Here is a 16,179-nt window from a genome sequence, read left to right as displayed (position 1 = left end):
GGGTATTACCCCTGTAACATTAAAAAGTGAATAAAAAGTGAATGAACACTCATCACTACGTCTTATACCTACCAAGGAGGAAATCACGTGGCAACTAAGAAGAAAAAGTATAAGTTTATGAACACGACCTTCTGGTCTTCTTTCCTCATCATTTTAGCCTTTACTATATGGGGAGGATTGGCACCGGATACGTTAGCATCCCAGGCGGACACAGTGTACAGCTTTATAGCTAACACGTTTGGCTGGTTTTACCTTATCTTCGTATTTGCTCTCATCATTTTCAACTTCTACCTTGCTTTCAGTAAGTATGGAAGCATCCGTCTCGGCGGTGACGAGACACGCCCGAAATACCCTTTCTACACCTGGATTGCCATGCTGTTCAGTGCCGGTTTCGGTGTCAGTATCGTTTTCTGGGGCGTTGCGGAACCGATGACGCACTTTGGCACTCCCCCGCCGTTTGAACCCGGAGTGGAAGCCGGGACAGCTGAGGCTGCCCGTATCGCCATGTGGAACGCTTTCTTCAACAACGGCATCCATCAGTGGGCTTCATTTACCTTCGTCGGTCTCGCCATCTCCTATTTCATTTACAGGCAGGAAGAACGGAGTCTTATGAGTGACACCCTTAACCCTGTCATAGGAGACACGGGCAAGAAACCGTTGCGGCGCAGTATCGATGCCATTGCAGTCATCGCAACCGTTATGGGGGTCGCTACCACTCTCGGACTCAGTGTCCTGCAGATCAACAGCGGACTCGGAGCAACGTTCGGTATCGAGTCCGGACAGACGACGCAAATTTTGATCGTGCTTGCCATGTTCATATTTTTCATGGTTTCCACGTTCTCCGGTCTTGACCGGGGTATCAAATACTTAAGTAACATCAACCTCGGCCTCGCTCTTTTACTCATGGTCGTCGTTTTGTTCATAGGCCCGACAGGTTTCATACTTAACACTATTACTACAGGGTTAGGGGACTACCTGCAGAACTTCTTTCAGGCGAGTCTCCGTCTCGGACACTACAATGAAAGTACGTGGGTGCAGGACTGGCCCGTGTACTACTGGGCATGGACGATCGCCTGGGCACCGTTTGTCGGTATGTTCGTAGCCCGTATTTCCAAAGGGCGTACCGTCCGCGAGTTCGTCCTTGGAGTTATGGTCACACCGCCGTTTCTTGGAATAATATGGATCGGGATCTTCGGTGGAACAGCCATCCACTCCGACCTGTTCAACGGAACACAGATTGCCGCAGCCGTGGCGGAGAACGAAGCTACCGCTCTCTTCTCCCTGTTCGATCAGCTGCCGCTCGGAAGTATTCTTTCGTTCCTTTCCATCTGTTTACTGTTCACCTTCCTGGTCACCTCTGCCGACTCGGCTACCTTCGTACTCGGTATGATGACGACACAGGGGGACAGAGACCCTTCTGTAGTAATCAAAGGAATATGGGGGACGATGATAGCTCTGTTAGCTATTGTGCTGATCATCAGTGCCGGTCTGAATGGATTGCAGACAGCTTCTCTGATTGGAGCGCTGCCATTCTCGATTGTCCTCTTCGTGGTCGCCGTCTCGCTCCTGATGACTATCAGAAGTGACTACAGGGAGACCCGTGAACGTAAGGATATAGCGAAACACCGTAAAATCGCCGAACATATTGAAGAAGAAGAGAATGGTGATTCATGAAATTAATTCACAGCAAAAAAATGACCAATTTCCGATTACACACTGAATTACTCTAACGAGAAAGAGCTGGCCTTCCCCGCTTCAGGGATGACCAGCTCTTTCTATCTTTTATTAAAGTATAAAGAATGTTAGATTAAACAGGTTTCCTGGCGATTTTAATTTTTATTCCCAGATTTTCTTTCAAAATGGTAATGAAGTAAATACTCACAAATTTCTTCCATCATAGAGTATAGAACAACGTTGTGCTTTTCTTCTACCACCAGATTAACGATTGAGAAATTCTGACCATCGAACTCAAAAAAATCACTATTTGACCAATGTGTCATAGGTTGTCTTTTAATTAAATTTGCTACTTTTTTCTCGTTGTATTCCCACAGCTCTTTTGTATTAGCTGAAGAAAAATCTATTTTCTTTCTATATTCTTTGCTTGTAAGGTAATAATGAAAAAATGGTGCTACTTCTTCGGAAGTAATAGATTTTTTCCATTCATTCATCCCCCTATTCAGCATGTATCGAAAGATGACCATCTTATAACTCTTCGTCATAACTGTGCTATTAAGTTCTTTTATCCACTCTTGATATTCGTCCCAAATTTCCTCTTCTTCAACAGATAATTCCTCCACCCACGATAAAAAACCAATATAGCTCCCGAAAATATTTTTATATTCCTTAGAATTCACTTCCCCATGTAAATGAGCTTCTAAATAAGTAGGTCGTTTCCCCAGCTTTTTCTTTATGTTAAAATAATCTTCTCTGAGATTTTCTTTTCTTGAACTCCTCTTACGGTATAAATGCCTTAATAAATCAATCGCCTTTGTATCAATATTTATTTCGCATTTTTCAGGTGCAATAGGTACAGAGTTTTTACGCGTATTCTTTTCAGTAACCTCCCCCAGAAGATTCATTTTTAATTCAGCATTGCGGTAATTTCCAATCAAGTCTATAACATTGCAATAAGCTTTTCCCTCCGCTAGACGTAACCCTCTCCCTAATTGTTGGGTGTAAACTACTAGTGATTCAGTAGGTCTTGCAAACAAAATGGTATCTACTGAGGGAATATCAACTCCTTCATTAAACAAGTCGACAGTAAAAATAACTTCTAATTCCCTTTCTTTTAATTTTCTAATTGCATCTTTCCTTGAAAGACCTTCGGTCCGGGAATGGAGGGCGATTGCTTTCACTCCTCGTTCAGTAAAAATTCCAGCTAAAAATTCAGCCTGGTTAATTGAGGAACAGAAACCCAGAGTCCTTGACTGCTTATATTTTATCCAAGCCTGGTATATTTTCTCTCCCATTCTTTCCTGCAATTGTACATTTTCCAACTCCCGTGTATCATAGCGTTTTCCAAGCCAGGAAAGCTGCGAATAATCAGTGTCATCATAGACTCCATAATAACGAAAAGGGGTCAGCCATGACTTCTGGATAGCTTGTATAAAGTTCATTTCATAAACTATATTTCCCTCACACAAAGCTAACACATCTTTATTATCTCTTCTTTCAGGAGTGGCAGTAAGCCCCAACATGAAAGAAGGTTCAAAGTAATTTATAACTTTTCTGTAAGTTTTAGCAGCTGCATGATGGAATTCATCTACGATTATTAAATCAAATTCATCCGGCGAAAACTTTGAAATATGCGCATCTATACTCAAAGTAAATATAGAAGCGAAAATCATCTCACCTTCTGCTTCTTTTACTTTTCCATTATAAATTCCGGCTTCTTTTTCAGGAGAGACATGCTCAAATGTCTCCTTAGCCTGATAAAGTATCTCTTCCCTATGAGCAATAAAAAGAATTTTTCGAAAACTGCGTCCGAAGAAAGCTGCGAGGTAGGTTTTCCCTAACCCTGTAGCCATCACTACCATACCTTTTTTATAACCTTCTTCTAAAGTTAACTCGAGTTCATTCAACGCCGCGGGCTGAGCCAATCTGGGAATAGGTTCATTTTTTATATTATACTCCCGCGGCTCTTCCATTATCTTTCCTTCGCTGTCTTTGCCTGCGCCGAGAGTAAGTTCCTTTTCTTCTTGGGCCGACCACTTACTTACGAAGTCAGGAAAGTCTTTCCTGAAGTTATTGTAATGCTCTTCATAGATATCAACTGTTACAAGATTAATTTCATAAGTGCAATTGTTCTGAAACATATGTATAAATTTTCTTACCGCTTCGCTATGAATCCCTTCACTCGTTTCTTCCTGAATTTCCAGATTCCACTCGATTCCACTAGTGTATGCAGAACGCGACATGTTAGAAGAACCTACTATCAGAGTGCCGGTTTCCCCTTTGTTAAAAAGATAGGCTTTAGGATGGAAAGATTCTCCATTACTTTGCCACATTTTCAACTCAAAATTCTCTCCGGTTATTTCTAACAGTCGTTTCAAAGCCTCAGGCTGGGTTACATATAAATAATCACCTGTAAGGACTTTTACGTCAGCTCCACGGTTCACTGCTTCTTGTAGTGCCGGGGCCAGCATTTCGACTCCAGATTTCATAAGAAATGACGTTAAAATATAAATTATGTCTGATTTATTAGTAGCATCTATTATTTTTTCATGAAGTTCATAGGTGTGAAGCGTAACATCCGGCATTAATCTTCAACCTCCAACAGATAAATCTTTTCTTGAAACGATCCCCGTTGGTCAGCTTTGTTTTTCCTCAACTTCTCTAAATCTTCAGGTTTTTTTCCATGAACTTTAGCTAAAGAATAAATTATTTCGGAAAGATCTGCGAGTTCAGCTACAGCTTCTTCATCATTTTCAGCTGTCATGTATTCCTCTATTTCTTCATATAGTTTTTTCTTTAACTCTTGGGCGTATTCAGTTTCACTTAATATGCGTGCAGTAAATTTTTTATTACTATTTTTAATAATTTCCGGGATTTTATCTCTGACTAATTTGTTGTGCACCGGCATTTATATGTCTCCTTTCAGTAATATAAAATTTAAATGAGTATATTATTAATATATCATTCCTTCTTTTTTTTCATTTCATGAAGCATCGCTATGAGGCGCTCCACGTCCTGGTCACTCAAATCATTGAAATGATCGAGCTGCTTCTGGATAAACTCCACCCTCTCGTCTTTTTTTACTCCGTCTGTCAGAAAGAAAGTGGTGATGGAACTGGTGATCATCCCGATGAGACCGATTCCGACAAGCATGAGAACGATGGCGACCATTCGCCCTATCCCCGTCTCCGGAGAGATGTCGCCGTACCCTACTGTGGTGGTAGTGACGACCGACCACCATACGCCGTCCATGTAAGTGGTGATTGTGGGTTCGAATTCCTTGACCACGATTGCTGCTCCAAAAACAAGGATAAATGAGACACTCAGCACTAGATCCAGTCCGTTCGTTTTAATGATAGAGAACAGAGTGCCGAGGTATTTCCGTGAGACGGCGAAAAAGCGCAGAACGCGGAACAATCGTACAATCCTTGCTGTCTGGAAAATAGCGTCGAGAGGAAGGGCCGCAATGATATCAATAGGGTTCTTTTTTATGTATTGCCACTTTTTTTCTGCTGCTATAAATCTTATGAGGACGTCCGTGAAGAAGATGATCCAGACGTACCGGTTGATAGCCAGAAGTACCGGATTCTCCGTCCATATGAATAATACGGAAGCCAAAGCGAGGAATACGAGCGTAATTTCATACCCGATAATCCAGTTCTTTTTCGTTTTTGCTTTCATGTTATCCCTCACCACCTATCGTAGAAGTCCTGTTCAGTCTACCCATTGCAGCAGTTCAATCCTGTTGCCGAACGGATCCTGTATATAACAGCGCTCTGCTCCCGGGAGCCTGTCATCCTTCTTCACTGCCACACCCCGGTCCTCAAGTGTGTCCACTGCTTCCTGCAGGTCATCCACTTCAAACGCCGGGTGGGCTTTCCGGGCGGGAGTGAACGGTTCTTCTATACCGATGTGCAGCTGCTGGACGCCGAGACTGAACCAGACGCCCCCGTTTTTCCGAAGACTGTCCGGTTTCTCCACCTCTTCCATGCCGAGTATATCTCCGAAGAACTCCCGCGCTTTCTCTTCCCCGCCTTCCGGTGCTGCAAGTTGAATATGATCGATTCGTTTCAACATATCTTTTCCTCCCTTTCGGCTCTATGTCTCTCGTTTATTTTTAATATTATCATACATACGGATAACGTTTTGTATGGTAAAACGATTTTCTTCCGTCCTACGTCCCCGGGTAAGCACAGACCAACGGATCATCCTTTTTTTCCGGCCAAACAGATTACGTGCGTTTGCTCTTACGTTCTTATAAACTATGGTACATTCCTGCCTGTAGCGGCCTATATGTTTTGAAATCGAGAAAAACGGATATTGCCATTAAAGTATGATGACACCAATCTTTCACCTAAGGAGTGAATAACGATATGCTATTCAGAGAATATGACTTTTTGAACCAGAACGTTAAGAACCGGTTTGTCGTCGCACCGATGACACGCGTCAGTGCAGAAGAGGACGGACAGCCGAATGATACGATGAAAGACTACTACACCCGATTCGCCAAAGGCGGGTTCGGCACGATTGTGACGGAAGGGATCTATCCCGATCAAAGCTTCAGTCAGGGGTACAGCCATCAGCCGGGTCTGGCCACAGATATCCATGCAGACGGCTGGAAACCGATTGTGGAAGCCGTCCATGAAGAAGGTACTGCTATTATTGCTCAGTTAATGCATGCCGGAGCGCAAATGCAGGCTAACAGATACTCCGATGAATCCATCGCACCTTCTGCCGTGCAGCCTAAAGGAGATCAGCTCAGCTTTTACGGCGGTTCTGGCCCTTTCCCGGTACCGCGCGCTATGGATGAACACGATTTCAGAGAAGTGAAGGAAAGCTTTGTTCACAGTGCCCTTCGCGCTAAAGAGGCGGGCTTCGACGGTGTGGAACTGCACGGAGCAAACGGTTATCTTCTCGACCAGTTCCTCACGGATTACTTTAACCTTCGTAACGATGAATACGGAGGCTCGGCCGAAAACAGAGTGAAATTCGTTCTGGAAGTGATTGAAGAAGTCCGTGCTGCAGTCGGTGAAGACTACCCTGTAGGCATCCGTATTTCGCAGGCGAAAGCAGCCGACGGAGAACACAAGTGGGCAGGTGGTGAAGAAGAGGCACGCACAATTTTCGAAGCTCTCGGAAATGCACCTCTCGACTATGTTCACACTACAGATCCCGATGCTGCAGCGTCTTCTTTCGGAGAAGATACGAAAACGCTGGCTGAAGCAGCAAAACTGTTCAGCGGCCTGCCGGTCATCGCCAACGGTAAACTTACCGATCCGGTCAAAGCGGCTCAGCTTCTGAAAGAAGGACAGGCGGACCTTATTGCAATAGGAACCGGAGCTCTCGCCAACCCGGATCTTCCAAATCTGATAGACAAAGGGGAAGATTTAAGAGAGTTCGATTTCAAAGAAATCATGCTTCCGCAGGCGAACATTAAAGACCATGAGCTGAACCAGAATATTTTCAACGGATAATTTTCATGAAAACGGCCCCGGTGCGGGTCGTTTTCTTTTTTCTGCCGTATGTTTTTTCTGGTAGGATTAAATGTAGAAAGGAAGAGATCAATGCCAGGTATATTCGTAACAGGAACCCATTCAAATGTAGGAAAAACTTCATTCATCGCTGCGCTCACAGCGTCCCTTAGAGAGAAAGGGATCGACGCTGTTCCGTACAAACCCGTACAGTGCGGAGCGACAGAGGCCGGAACCTCCCCGGACGCTGACAGATACCGGGAAGTCTATGAACCCGAACTCGGGGATGTATTGTGTACATATCTGTTCAAGGCGAAAGTGTCCCCCCATCTCGCCGCTTCCCTTGAAGATACGCTCATCGAACCAGACCGTATTCTTCGCGACTTCTCCTACCTGGAGAAAATGCATGAGCTCGTCATCGTGGAAGGTTCCGGGGGAATCGCCGTCCCGTTGATTGACGAACAGTACGGGACGCCTGAACTGATGAACGACCTCGGGCTGCCGGGACTTCTCATTACGGATGCCGGTGTCGGGACTCTTAACCAGACAACGATAACAGCTTCTTACGCCCGCGGGAAGAACGTGGATCTCAGGGGAATCGTGCTTAACCGCTACCCCGAATTTCCGTCCATCGGTATCCGCCATAACCCTGAAATGCTTGAACGAACGACCGGACTTCCGGTGCTCGGAAAAGTTCCGGAAACCGAAGAGCCGGACCTTTCCCTGTACCGCACCATCTATTCGGATTTTCTTGAAACACTCAAATACTGAACCCGAAGGAGAGAACTGATTATGAAAGAAGAATTGCTGCAGCGCTTTATCAGTTACGTAAAGATAGATACACAGTCGGATGAAGCGTCGGAAACTACACCTTCCACAGACAAGCAGTGGGAACTTGCGAATAAACTGGCGGAAGAGCTGGAAAGTATCGGCATGAGTGAGGTTTCCATCGATGAGAAAGCCTACGTCATGGCCACCCTTCCTTCAAATACCGATAAAGATCTGCCTGTCATCGGACTTCTTGCGCACATCGATACAGCTACGGACTTCACCGGGAGCGGTGTCTCTCCAAAAGTGTGGAAGAACTACGACGGAGGGGAGCTGAGTCTGAATGACGACACCGTCCTCTCCCCCGAGGATTTCCCTTCCCTGCACAAATACGTCGGCCATACGCTTGTCACGACAGATGGTACCACACTGCTCGGAGCCGACAACAAGGCAGGGGTGACCGAGATCATGACGGCGATGAACTATTTGCTTCATAACCCGGAAGTCCCTCATGGAAAAATACGGGTCGCCTTTACGCCCGATGAAGAAATAGGAAAGGGCCCTCACCACTTCGACGTCGAACGCTTCGGTGCCGACTTCGCCTATACGATAGACGGCGGGGAACTCGGGGAACTTGAATACGAAAGCTTCAACGCAGCTTCTGCCACTATTCAGTTCCAGGGGCGCAACGTCCACCCGGGATCGGCGAAAAACAAAATGATCCATGCTTCAAAAATGGCAGCCACGTTCATGTCATCGCTGCCCGCTTTCGAAGCACCGGAATATACGGAAGAGAAAGAAGGTTTCTTCCACCTGATCGGAATGGAAGGCGATGTGGAACACGCCGTCCTCTCCTACATTATCCGTGATCACGACAATGAAAAATTTGAAGCGAAAAAGAATTACATGCAAAAAACGGTGGAAGAATTCCGCCGCCTGTATGGCGAGTCCGCCGTTTTGCTTTACATGGAAGATCAGTACTACAACATGCGCGAAAAGATTGAACCCGTATTCGAAATCGTGGACGCGGCGGAACAGGCCATGATAAACAAAGGCATCCGGCCGCTCATACGCCCGGTCCGCGGGGGGACGGACGGGTCTCAGCTATCTTTCATGGGACTCCCGACGCCTAACATTTTCACCGGCGGCGAAAATTACCACGGTAAATACGAGTACATTTCACTCGATAACATGGAGAAAGCCACCGAAACGATCATCGAACTCTCCCGCCTGTTCGCCACAGAAAATAAGTTTAACATCCGGAAGAAAAAGGAATTGAGAGGGTAAGAATCTTCTTAAAGGTGGTGACATGATGAGTGAAAAAAATAAAGACCACAACGTTGATAACAACAGGAAAATGATAAACGAAGAAGAACGTACGGACCTTGCCGAAAAATTCAAAGAAGAAGAATTAACGGACGATATTCCTATGGAAGCACTCGAACTTGATGAAAAAGGGAACAGAAAGAAAAAAGAATTCATGAAAGATTCCCAGAGTGAGAAGAAATATCGGAAAGACCGCGATAAGCAGGACTAATATAAAAGCTGGTGTCATCCTGAATGATGAAGGATGGCATCAGCTTTATTTTTTGGAACTTTCCCTTCTACTTCTCCGTATGTAAATTAAAGGAGGAATAGTTATGCTGACTATTGCAGAAGAACTTCTGCTTCTCGCTTTACACGACCGGAAAGGGTCGGTGACCATGAGGGCTTCCTCTTCCCTGAAATTCGGGCTGGCCGGTGCGTTCATCAGCGAACTTGCATTACATGAACGCGTCGCAGCTGAAGGGAAGAAACTCACCGTCAGAAATTCTGCCCCGGTTGATGATCCTCTGTTAAACGACGTGTTCCAGGAAATTAAACATTCCAAAAAAGAAAGGAAAATCAAGAGCTGGGTTGAGAAATTCGGAAACCGGATGAGAAAGCGGCAAAAAACCATGTCTTCCCGTCTTGTGGAGAAGGGAATACTTGAAGAGAGTCGTCACAGCTTCCTCGGTATTTTCACTTGGACAACCTACCCCTCTTTTGATAATACAAAAGAAGAGGATATCCGCATGAGGGTAACGGAAGCCCTGGAAGAAACCGAACTCCCGGACGAACGTACGCTCATTCTGCTCAGTCTTATTGATGCCTGCGATCTCGTGAAGGAAGTCTTCCCTAAGAAAGAAGCTCGCGCCAAGAAAAAGCAGATCAAAGCATGGACGAAGCGCAATCCTTACGGAAAAGCTGTAAATGAGGCCGTAGACGCCACAAATGCCGCTGTTTATGCAGCAGCAGGAGCAGCAGCCATCTCTTCCGGCGGTTCTTCCTGATTTTTTCCGGAAAAATAAAAGCAGGAACCCTGCGGGAGCATCCCGGGATTCCTGCTTTTTCTATTATGGCAGATCGTTACCTGCAGCGCGATAAAGTTCATACCACTCTTCCCTCGTAAGTTTCACTTCCGACGCTTTTGCAATATCTTCAAGACGCTGTTTGTTCATCGTACCGACAATCGGCTGGATGCCGGCAGGGTGACGCAGAATCCATGCGATGGCAATGGCCGAATCGGTCACGCCATAGCGGGAAGCTACCTGCTGCAGTTTTTCGTTGATTTCCGGAAAATCACTGTTTCCAACGAAGGCGCCTTCGATCATACCATGCTGAAAAGGGGACCATGCCTGAAGTGAAATATTATTCAGACGGCTGTATTCGATGATTTCCCCGTCCCGGTTTACTGCTGAACTATTCTCCATATTCACATTCAGTCCGTGATCGATCATTACCGTCTGCATAAGACTCAACTGCACCTGGTTGACGATCAGCTCCTGATCAACCGTTTCCTGCAGCAGCTCTGTCTGCATAGGATTGTGGTTACTGACACCGAAATGACGGACTTTCCCGTCGTTCTCCAGTTTAGTGAAGGCTTCAGCCACTTCCTCCGGTTCCATAAGAGCATCGGGACGGTGCAACAGTAATACATCCAAGTATTCTGTGTTCAGACGCTTAAGGCTTCCTTCCACCGAAGATATGATATGTTCCTTGGAAAAGTCGAAGAAACCATCGCGGATTCCGCACTTCGATTGCAGAATCATCTTTTCGCGCAGGGATGGTTCAATCGCACTTGCGAACGCTTTCTCGGCTTCACCCTTCCCGTAAATATCAGCATGATCGAAGAAATCGATACCGAGGTCCATCGACTTATCTATCATTGCACGTGCATCATTTTTCGTCATCCCGGCCATACGCATGCAGCCGAGTCCGATTTCCGGCACACTCAGGTCGCTCGTGCCGAGGTTCATTCTTTTCACCATCATTAGCCTCCTATATTGTACATATGTTCAAAACGTGCGTTTCCCCTGAAACTATCTGCAATGATACAAAGGAGGGGTTTCTGAGTCAGCGCTCAAAAAACCCCTCTCGCGACTTTTTTCATATACGGACCTCACACTGTTATTTAACGACCAGCACGGGTTTCGTGCACTTTTGAACTACGTTGTTACTTACACTGCCGAGAAGCAGTTTCTTAACTCCTCCAAGGCCGCGGCTTCCTACAATAACGAGATCCACATCATGCTCTTTGGCATACGCACAAATCTTCTGGCCCGGGTTTCCCTCTTCCTCTCCATAAGATATTTGGGTCACCACTGACGTGTCTTCCTCCTGTTCGAGTTCCACTTTAATTGCTTCCATTTCTTTCTCAAACCGTTCGGCCAGCTCTTTACCTATGTCTTCGGCCATTTTGGCATTTGTCGCGGGCCCCGTCGTATTTATGACTGAAAGTAAGTGGATTTCACGATGATCCGCCTTAACGGCCTGGGTTTTAGCTTCCTCGACAGCGTGTCTACTGAGTTCACTTCCGTCATAAGCTATCAGGATCTTTTTGGTCATGTGGCATCTCCTCCATTTTAAAATTCTCCTTACAGTACTATATTCCTACTAAAGCGCAAGGCTAAACGTTGTAAACGGTTTATTAGTGAACAGTTTTCAAAACTTTTCGAATCGTTGCCCCGCCAGGGCTGAACCGATAAACAAATAAATTGCAGGAGTTCTTTCTTTTCTTTACACTTAATTCTACGTTATTAACCAAAGGGGATTGTACTATCGTGAGACAAGTCTACAGCGACGTATACCAGTTCAGAGGTTCCCATTACGATTTCGGTTTCCGGCAGGGCGAATGGCTCCGGAACTCTCCCATCCTCGCCAATCGGGATAAGCAGTGGGAAGGGAAAAGAGCCCGTCATTTTATTATAGATTTCGACGAAATAAAAAGTATGTTCGACCGCTTTTCCCTCGGCATATGGGACGAAATTCGCGGGCTTGCCGATGCGCTGGATCTTTCGATGGAGACAGCCATCCAGAACTTCGGCGGTTACTATCTTGAATTCGGTAAAAGCGGCTGCTCCATCTATACGAACGAGCACGTGCTTGTCAGGAACTATGACAGTGACCCTGTCGCTTATGAAGGCCGTTATATGCTGTACCAGCCGACGGACGGAGGTTACGCGACGATCGGACCTTCCATGCAGATTACGGGACGGACAGACGGGATGAACGAGCACGGACTTTCCATGGGCTACAACTTCATCAACCGTGTCGGTTCGGATACCGGGTTTCTCTGCAATATGATCGGACGCATGATCCTTGAAAACAGCCGGACGATCGAAGAAGCGATCGATTTATTGAAGAACATCCCGCACCGCCGGGCTTTCAGCTATGTGCTCCTCGACTCTTCCGGCCGCTCCGTCGTCGTAGAAGCTTCGGCACGTGACGTGAAAGTGAGGGAAGGGAATATAAGCACCAATCACTTTCATAAACTGACAGAGGAAAACCGCTACCGTATGGATGATTCACTCGGCCGCTATCAGGCTATGGAAGACGCCGTGCCCGAGGATATCTACAGTTCCTATCAGCTTCTCAACAATACGGATGAACAGGTTTTTTCCTACAAGTACGGGGCCTGGGCAGGCACGATTCATACAGCCGCCTATCTTCCGGAGAAAAAGCAGGCGTGGTTCACCCACGGAGCGGACCGGCTGCCGATGCTTTTCAACTTCGAAGACTGGCTGAACGGGGAAGATACGAAAGCCAGAAAAGTTAAAGGATATATCGATTCCCCCCACCCCTTCGTAAACATGGAGTACCAATGAATGCTGGTATAAATCTTGAATTCAAGCATCAAGAAACAAAGCGATTCATATCATTACTAATAAGCTCGCTTTTTCGGTAAAATATAAGGAAAAGGAGGATTTATGATGAGCGTACATGATATTTCAGTAACGAAAGAGAACGGGGAAACCTACAGTCTGGATGCCTATAAAGGGAAAGTGCTGATGATCGTCAACACTGCCACAAAATGCGGTCTGCGCGGGCAGTTTGATGAACTGGAGGAACTGTATAAGAAATACCAGGACGAGGGGTTCGTCGTTCTCGGGTTTCCGAGCAACCAGTTCGCCAATCAGGAACCGGGATCCGCACAGGATGCAGCGGAACAGTGCCGTCTCAACTACGGGGTGACGTTTCCTATGCATGAGAAGATTAAAGTGAACGGAGATGACACGCACGAACTTTTCAGGCACCTGAAAGAACAGTCCGGCGGCATGCTCGGTGATGGAATCAAATGGAACTTCACTAAATTTCTCGTCGACCAGGACGGGAATGTCGTAGAGCGCTATGCTCCTCAGACTTCACCGAAAAAAGCGGAAGAGGATATCCGGAAACTCGTTTCCTGATCGCCTTATAATCCAAAGAACTGAATGAACACCAGAAAAAAAGACACAACTCTACCGAAGTCTACCCGGTGCAGTTGTGTCTTTTCGATTATTGGCCCGATGTGTGGAACAGTTAAAAGAGCAGGTAAGCGACGACGCCCGTCATCAGTCCATACAGCAGGGCAGGGATAGCTGTCTTACGGATGATTTCCCCTTCCTTCCCGGAAAGACCGACAACGGTTCCGGCAGCTACTACGTTATGTACGCAGATCATGTTACCCGCTGCCGCTCCGAGAAGCTGCAGGGCCAGTACCGTACGCATGCCGAGGCCGGCCTGCTCGGCGATATTGAACTGGACCGGGGAAAACGTAAGGGTGGAGACCGTTGCACTTCCGGTGATGAAGGAACCGATTTCCCCAAGGAACGGTGCTACAATCAGCCACATGAATCCAAGGTTTTCGGACAGAAAACCTGCAATGTACTGCGGCATACTGACAAGATCTGACGTATTCATGCCGGAATTGGAGAATACCTGGACGAGTGCAAGTGTCGCAAAAAGAGCAAGAGCGGCATCTTTCATGGAGAACAACGACTCCCGGGAAGCATCCAGAAAGTGACGGAACGGTTTCCTCTGAATGAACACGGACGCTATAGTAGCCAGCACAAGTACGCTTCCCGGAGAATAGAGAACCTCCCAGGCGGACGTAATCCCTTCCACTCCCAGAATATCCGGCCACGTCGCATCGATCCACGTCTGCGCTGCATCTCTCACGACCGGCACGATCCGCGTCAGTAACAATAACACTACGATGAGGACGTACGGGGCCCAGGCAGCAACGAGAGAGACGTCCGAAGTCTTCTCTTCAGTCCCCTCCTGCTTGGCATCCATCCACACTCTTTTCGGTAGAAGCCACCCTTTCCCGGCCGTAACCGAAGCGGTCAGAAGACCTGTCAGAGCAGCAAGAATAGCTACAAACTCGAAACCGAACAGCGTAGCGTATAATAATGCGGACGACGTATAAACGAAACCGACGACAAGAGCCCAGGGGGCTATCTCAAGCACATCCTTCCAGTTCCTGTTCTTACCGAAGAACATCGTAAGCAGCACAACGAGAACCAGAGGCACAAAAGATCCGGTGAACATATCGATCTGCGTAATTCTTACAGCCACTTCATTATATAACGTTCCGTCCGCACCGGGCAGGTTGCTGAGACCCACCTGCAGCGGCGTTCCGACGGCTCCGAACGGTACGGCTGCACTGTCCGCCACAAGAGCGAGTGTGGCAGCTGCAAGAGGATTGAACCCGAGAGCCACAAGTAAAGGCCCGGTAACCGCTGCCGGCGTACCGAACCCTGCCGCTCCCTCTAGCAGGGAACCGAACAGAAACGCCACGATGACCGCCTGCACTCTCATGTCAGGTGAAATATTGCGGAATCCCTGATTGATACGGTCGACCGCCCCCGTCCTCCGCAAAGTATTCAAAAGTACAATTGCTCCGAAGAGAATGAACAGAATGGTTAAAGCTTTATGACCTCCTTCGAGTACCGAGGCAGCAATCACTTTTCCGTTCATCCCCCATATGGTATAGGCGAGCAGAAGCACAAGTACCGCACTGTATGCCATTCCTTTTTTTGCAGCCATACGAAATACCACCAAAAATAAAAACGGAAGTATGACTGCTGCCGAAGCAGTTAATAGAAGCATAAAAGCCCCTCCTTTCTTTGTAGCTGACGTATTTTGGTATATTGCTCAACTTTTATGTTACCCATCCCTGAAGGAACACGCGCGATATGTAACCGCTGTCAAAATAAAATCGAAAAAACAGGAGAGAGGCTGCATGAAAGAACACCTCTTCCCTGTTTACGATTCCCCGATAATGTGATGCGGGGTGATGATACCGAGAAGTTTCTCATCCGGAGTGCCGTTCTCGGTAATGAGAATCGCTTCCGGCCGGAAACTGCTCGAAGGGTTCCCTTTCATCATATCCACAGCCTGGTGCACGGTCGTTTTACGGCTTATGAATTTGTAGTGATCTTTACGGACTTCTACAGCCAGCACTTCCCCGATCGTCGTTCCGTTCAGATTCAGATGCTCCTCGTTAATATGGGAGGATAACCATTGAGTAATCCCCCGCGGCGTCAAAAGTCCTTTGAAGCCGTTGTTTCCGTATACGGGAAACTGGGAAAATTCCTTCTCCTTCACGATTGCAAGAAGGGAAGCGAGAGTATCGTCCAGATGGAAAGTCTGAACATATCTGCTGAAAGCCGGTATGACTAGTTTCGGTCTGGTAAGTTCCGCTTCAATGTTCAAAATATGCTCTACCGTTTTTTCATGCGGTTCCGCAATAATATAATTGGGCATAACTCTGTTATGTACGATTGCATTGCGCAGTTCGGCAAATTCCAGCAGATCGTTTTGAAACCGCTTGACTACCGCATTTCGTTTACTGAAGTAATTGACCAGTGAAGCGAAAGGGATATAATCCTCTGTTTCTTTCCAGCGATTCAGATGCTGATCGATCCGGTTATAGGCACTTAAAAAAGTGTCCGCGTTCTTTCCCATCCTCTCTCCCCCCTCC

General features: G+C 46.7%; 16 protein-coding genes. 8 read left to right on the top strand and 8 right to left on the bottom strand.

Going from position 1 to position 16,179, the window contains the following annotated elements; all coding sequences use genetic code 11:
- Positions 1-87 precede the first annotated feature (87 nt).
- Positions 88-1,674: a BCCT family transporter gene (locus CKW00_RS00670; RefSeq protein WP_095820916.1), complete on the top strand. Its 1,587-nt coding sequence runs from the start codon at positions 88-90 to the stop codon at positions 1,672-1,674.
- Positions 1,675-1,829: 155 nt separating this feature from the next.
- Here the strand turns inward: CKW00_RS00670 and CKW00_RS00665 are convergent, their stop codons facing one another.
- Genes CKW00_RS00665 through CKW00_RS00650 form a run of 4 tightly spaced genes read right to left on the bottom strand, consistent with a single transcriptional unit; the run spans position 1,830 to position 5,751 of the window.
- On the bottom strand, positions 1,830-4,259 hold the full coding sequence (locus CKW00_RS00665) for a DEAD/DEAH box helicase family protein (protein WP_095820915.1): 2,430 nt from the start codon (positions 4,257-4,259) through the stop codon (positions 1,830-1,832).
- On the bottom strand, positions 4,259-4,582 hold the full coding sequence (locus CKW00_RS00660; RefSeq protein WP_095820914.1) for a nucleoside triphosphate pyrophosphohydrolase: 324 nt from the start codon (positions 4,580-4,582) through the stop codon (positions 4,259-4,261). The genes CKW00_RS00665 and CKW00_RS00660 overlap by 1 nt, the downstream gene beginning before the upstream one ends.
- A 53-nt stretch (positions 4,583-4,635) precedes the next feature.
- Positions 4,636-5,355 (bottom strand): potassium channel family protein, encoded by a 720-nt coding sequence (locus tag CKW00_RS00655; protein ID WP_095820913.1) that lies wholly within the window; start codon positions 5,353-5,355, stop codon positions 4,636-4,638.
- 33 nt (positions 5,356-5,388) lie between these two features.
- Positions 5,389-5,751: a VOC family protein gene (locus CKW00_RS00650; protein ID WP_095820912.1), complete on the bottom strand. Its 363-nt coding sequence runs from the start codon at positions 5,749-5,751 to the stop codon at positions 5,389-5,391.
- Positions 5,752-6,047: 296 nt separating this feature from the next.
- Between CKW00_RS00650 and CKW00_RS00645 the strand changes: the two genes are divergently transcribed.
- The 5 genes from CKW00_RS00645 to CKW00_RS00625 all read left to right on the top strand — a co-directional run bounded on the left by CKW00_RS00645 (position 6,048) and on the right by CKW00_RS00625 (position 10,225).
- On the top strand, positions 6,048-7,148 hold the full coding sequence (locus CKW00_RS00645) for an oxidoreductase (protein WP_095820911.1): 1,101 nt from the start codon (positions 6,048-6,050) through the stop codon (positions 7,146-7,148).
- A gap of 90 nt (positions 7,149-7,238) precedes the next feature.
- Positions 7,239-7,916 (top strand): dethiobiotin synthase, encoded by a 678-nt coding sequence (bioD, locus tag CKW00_RS00640; protein ID WP_158221253.1) that lies wholly within the window; start codon positions 7,239-7,241, stop codon positions 7,914-7,916.
- A 21-nt stretch (positions 7,917-7,937) separates the two neighbouring features.
- A complete protein-coding gene (gene pepT / locus CKW00_RS00635) occupies positions 7,938-9,200 on the top strand; it encodes a peptidase T (protein ID WP_095820909.1) in 1,263 nt (420 codons plus the stop codon).
- Between the two features lie 25 nt (positions 9,201-9,225).
- Positions 9,226-9,450, top strand: a complete 225-nt coding sequence (locus tag CKW00_RS00630; RefSeq protein WP_095820908.1) for a hypothetical protein — start codon at positions 9,226-9,228, stop codon at positions 9,448-9,450.
- Positions 9,451-9,553: 103 nt separating this feature from the next.
- Positions 9,554-10,225 (top strand): GOLPH3/VPS74 family protein, encoded by a 672-nt coding sequence (locus tag CKW00_RS00625; protein WP_095820907.1) that lies wholly within the window; start codon positions 9,554-9,556, stop codon positions 10,223-10,225.
- A gap of 63 nt (positions 10,226-10,288) precedes the next feature.
- On the opposite strand, the gene CKW00_RS00620 is transcribed toward CKW00_RS00625, so the two are convergent.
- Together CKW00_RS00620 and CKW00_RS00615 are read right to left on the bottom strand one after the other, a co-directional pair.
- Entirely contained in the window at positions 10,289-11,200 is a 912-nt protein-coding gene (locus tag CKW00_RS00620) for an aldo/keto reductase (protein ID WP_095821048.1), read from the bottom strand.
- Between the two features lie 142 nt (positions 11,201-11,342).
- Positions 11,343-11,780 (bottom strand): universal stress protein, encoded by a 438-nt coding sequence (locus CKW00_RS00615; RefSeq protein WP_076572178.1) that lies wholly within the window; start codon positions 11,778-11,780, stop codon positions 11,343-11,345.
- Between the two features lie 215 nt (positions 11,781-11,995).
- Between CKW00_RS00615 and CKW00_RS00610 the strand changes: the two genes are divergently transcribed.
- A complete protein-coding gene (locus CKW00_RS00610) occupies positions 11,996-13,039 on the top strand; it encodes a C45 family autoproteolytic acyltransferase/hydolase (protein WP_095820906.1) in 1,044 nt (347 codons plus the stop codon).
- 105 nt (positions 13,040-13,144) lie between these two features.
- Positions 13,145-13,621: a glutathione peroxidase gene (locus tag CKW00_RS00605; protein ID WP_180962549.1), complete on the top strand. Its 477-nt coding sequence runs from the start codon at positions 13,145-13,147 to the stop codon at positions 13,619-13,621.
- 112 nt (positions 13,622-13,733) lie between these two features.
- On the opposite strand, the gene CKW00_RS00600 is transcribed toward CKW00_RS00605, so the two are convergent.
- Together CKW00_RS00600 and CKW00_RS00595 are read right to left on the bottom strand one after the other, a co-directional pair.
- A complete protein-coding gene (locus CKW00_RS00600; protein ID WP_095820904.1) occupies positions 13,734-15,305 on the bottom strand; it encodes an L-lactate permease in 1,572 nt (523 codons plus the stop codon).
- Between the two features lie 156 nt (positions 15,306-15,461).
- Entirely contained in the window at positions 15,462-16,163 is a 702-nt protein-coding gene (locus CKW00_RS00595) for a CBS domain-containing protein (protein ID WP_095820903.1), read from the bottom strand.
- Positions 16,164-16,179 lie beyond the last annotated feature (16 nt).

The sequence above is a fragment of the Salimicrobium humidisoli genome (assembly GCF_002295105.1).
GTDB lineage: Bacteria > Bacillota > Bacilli > Bacillales > Halobacillaceae > Salimicrobium > Salimicrobium humidisoli.
This window is presented reverse-complemented; position numbering and strand designations above follow the sequence as displayed.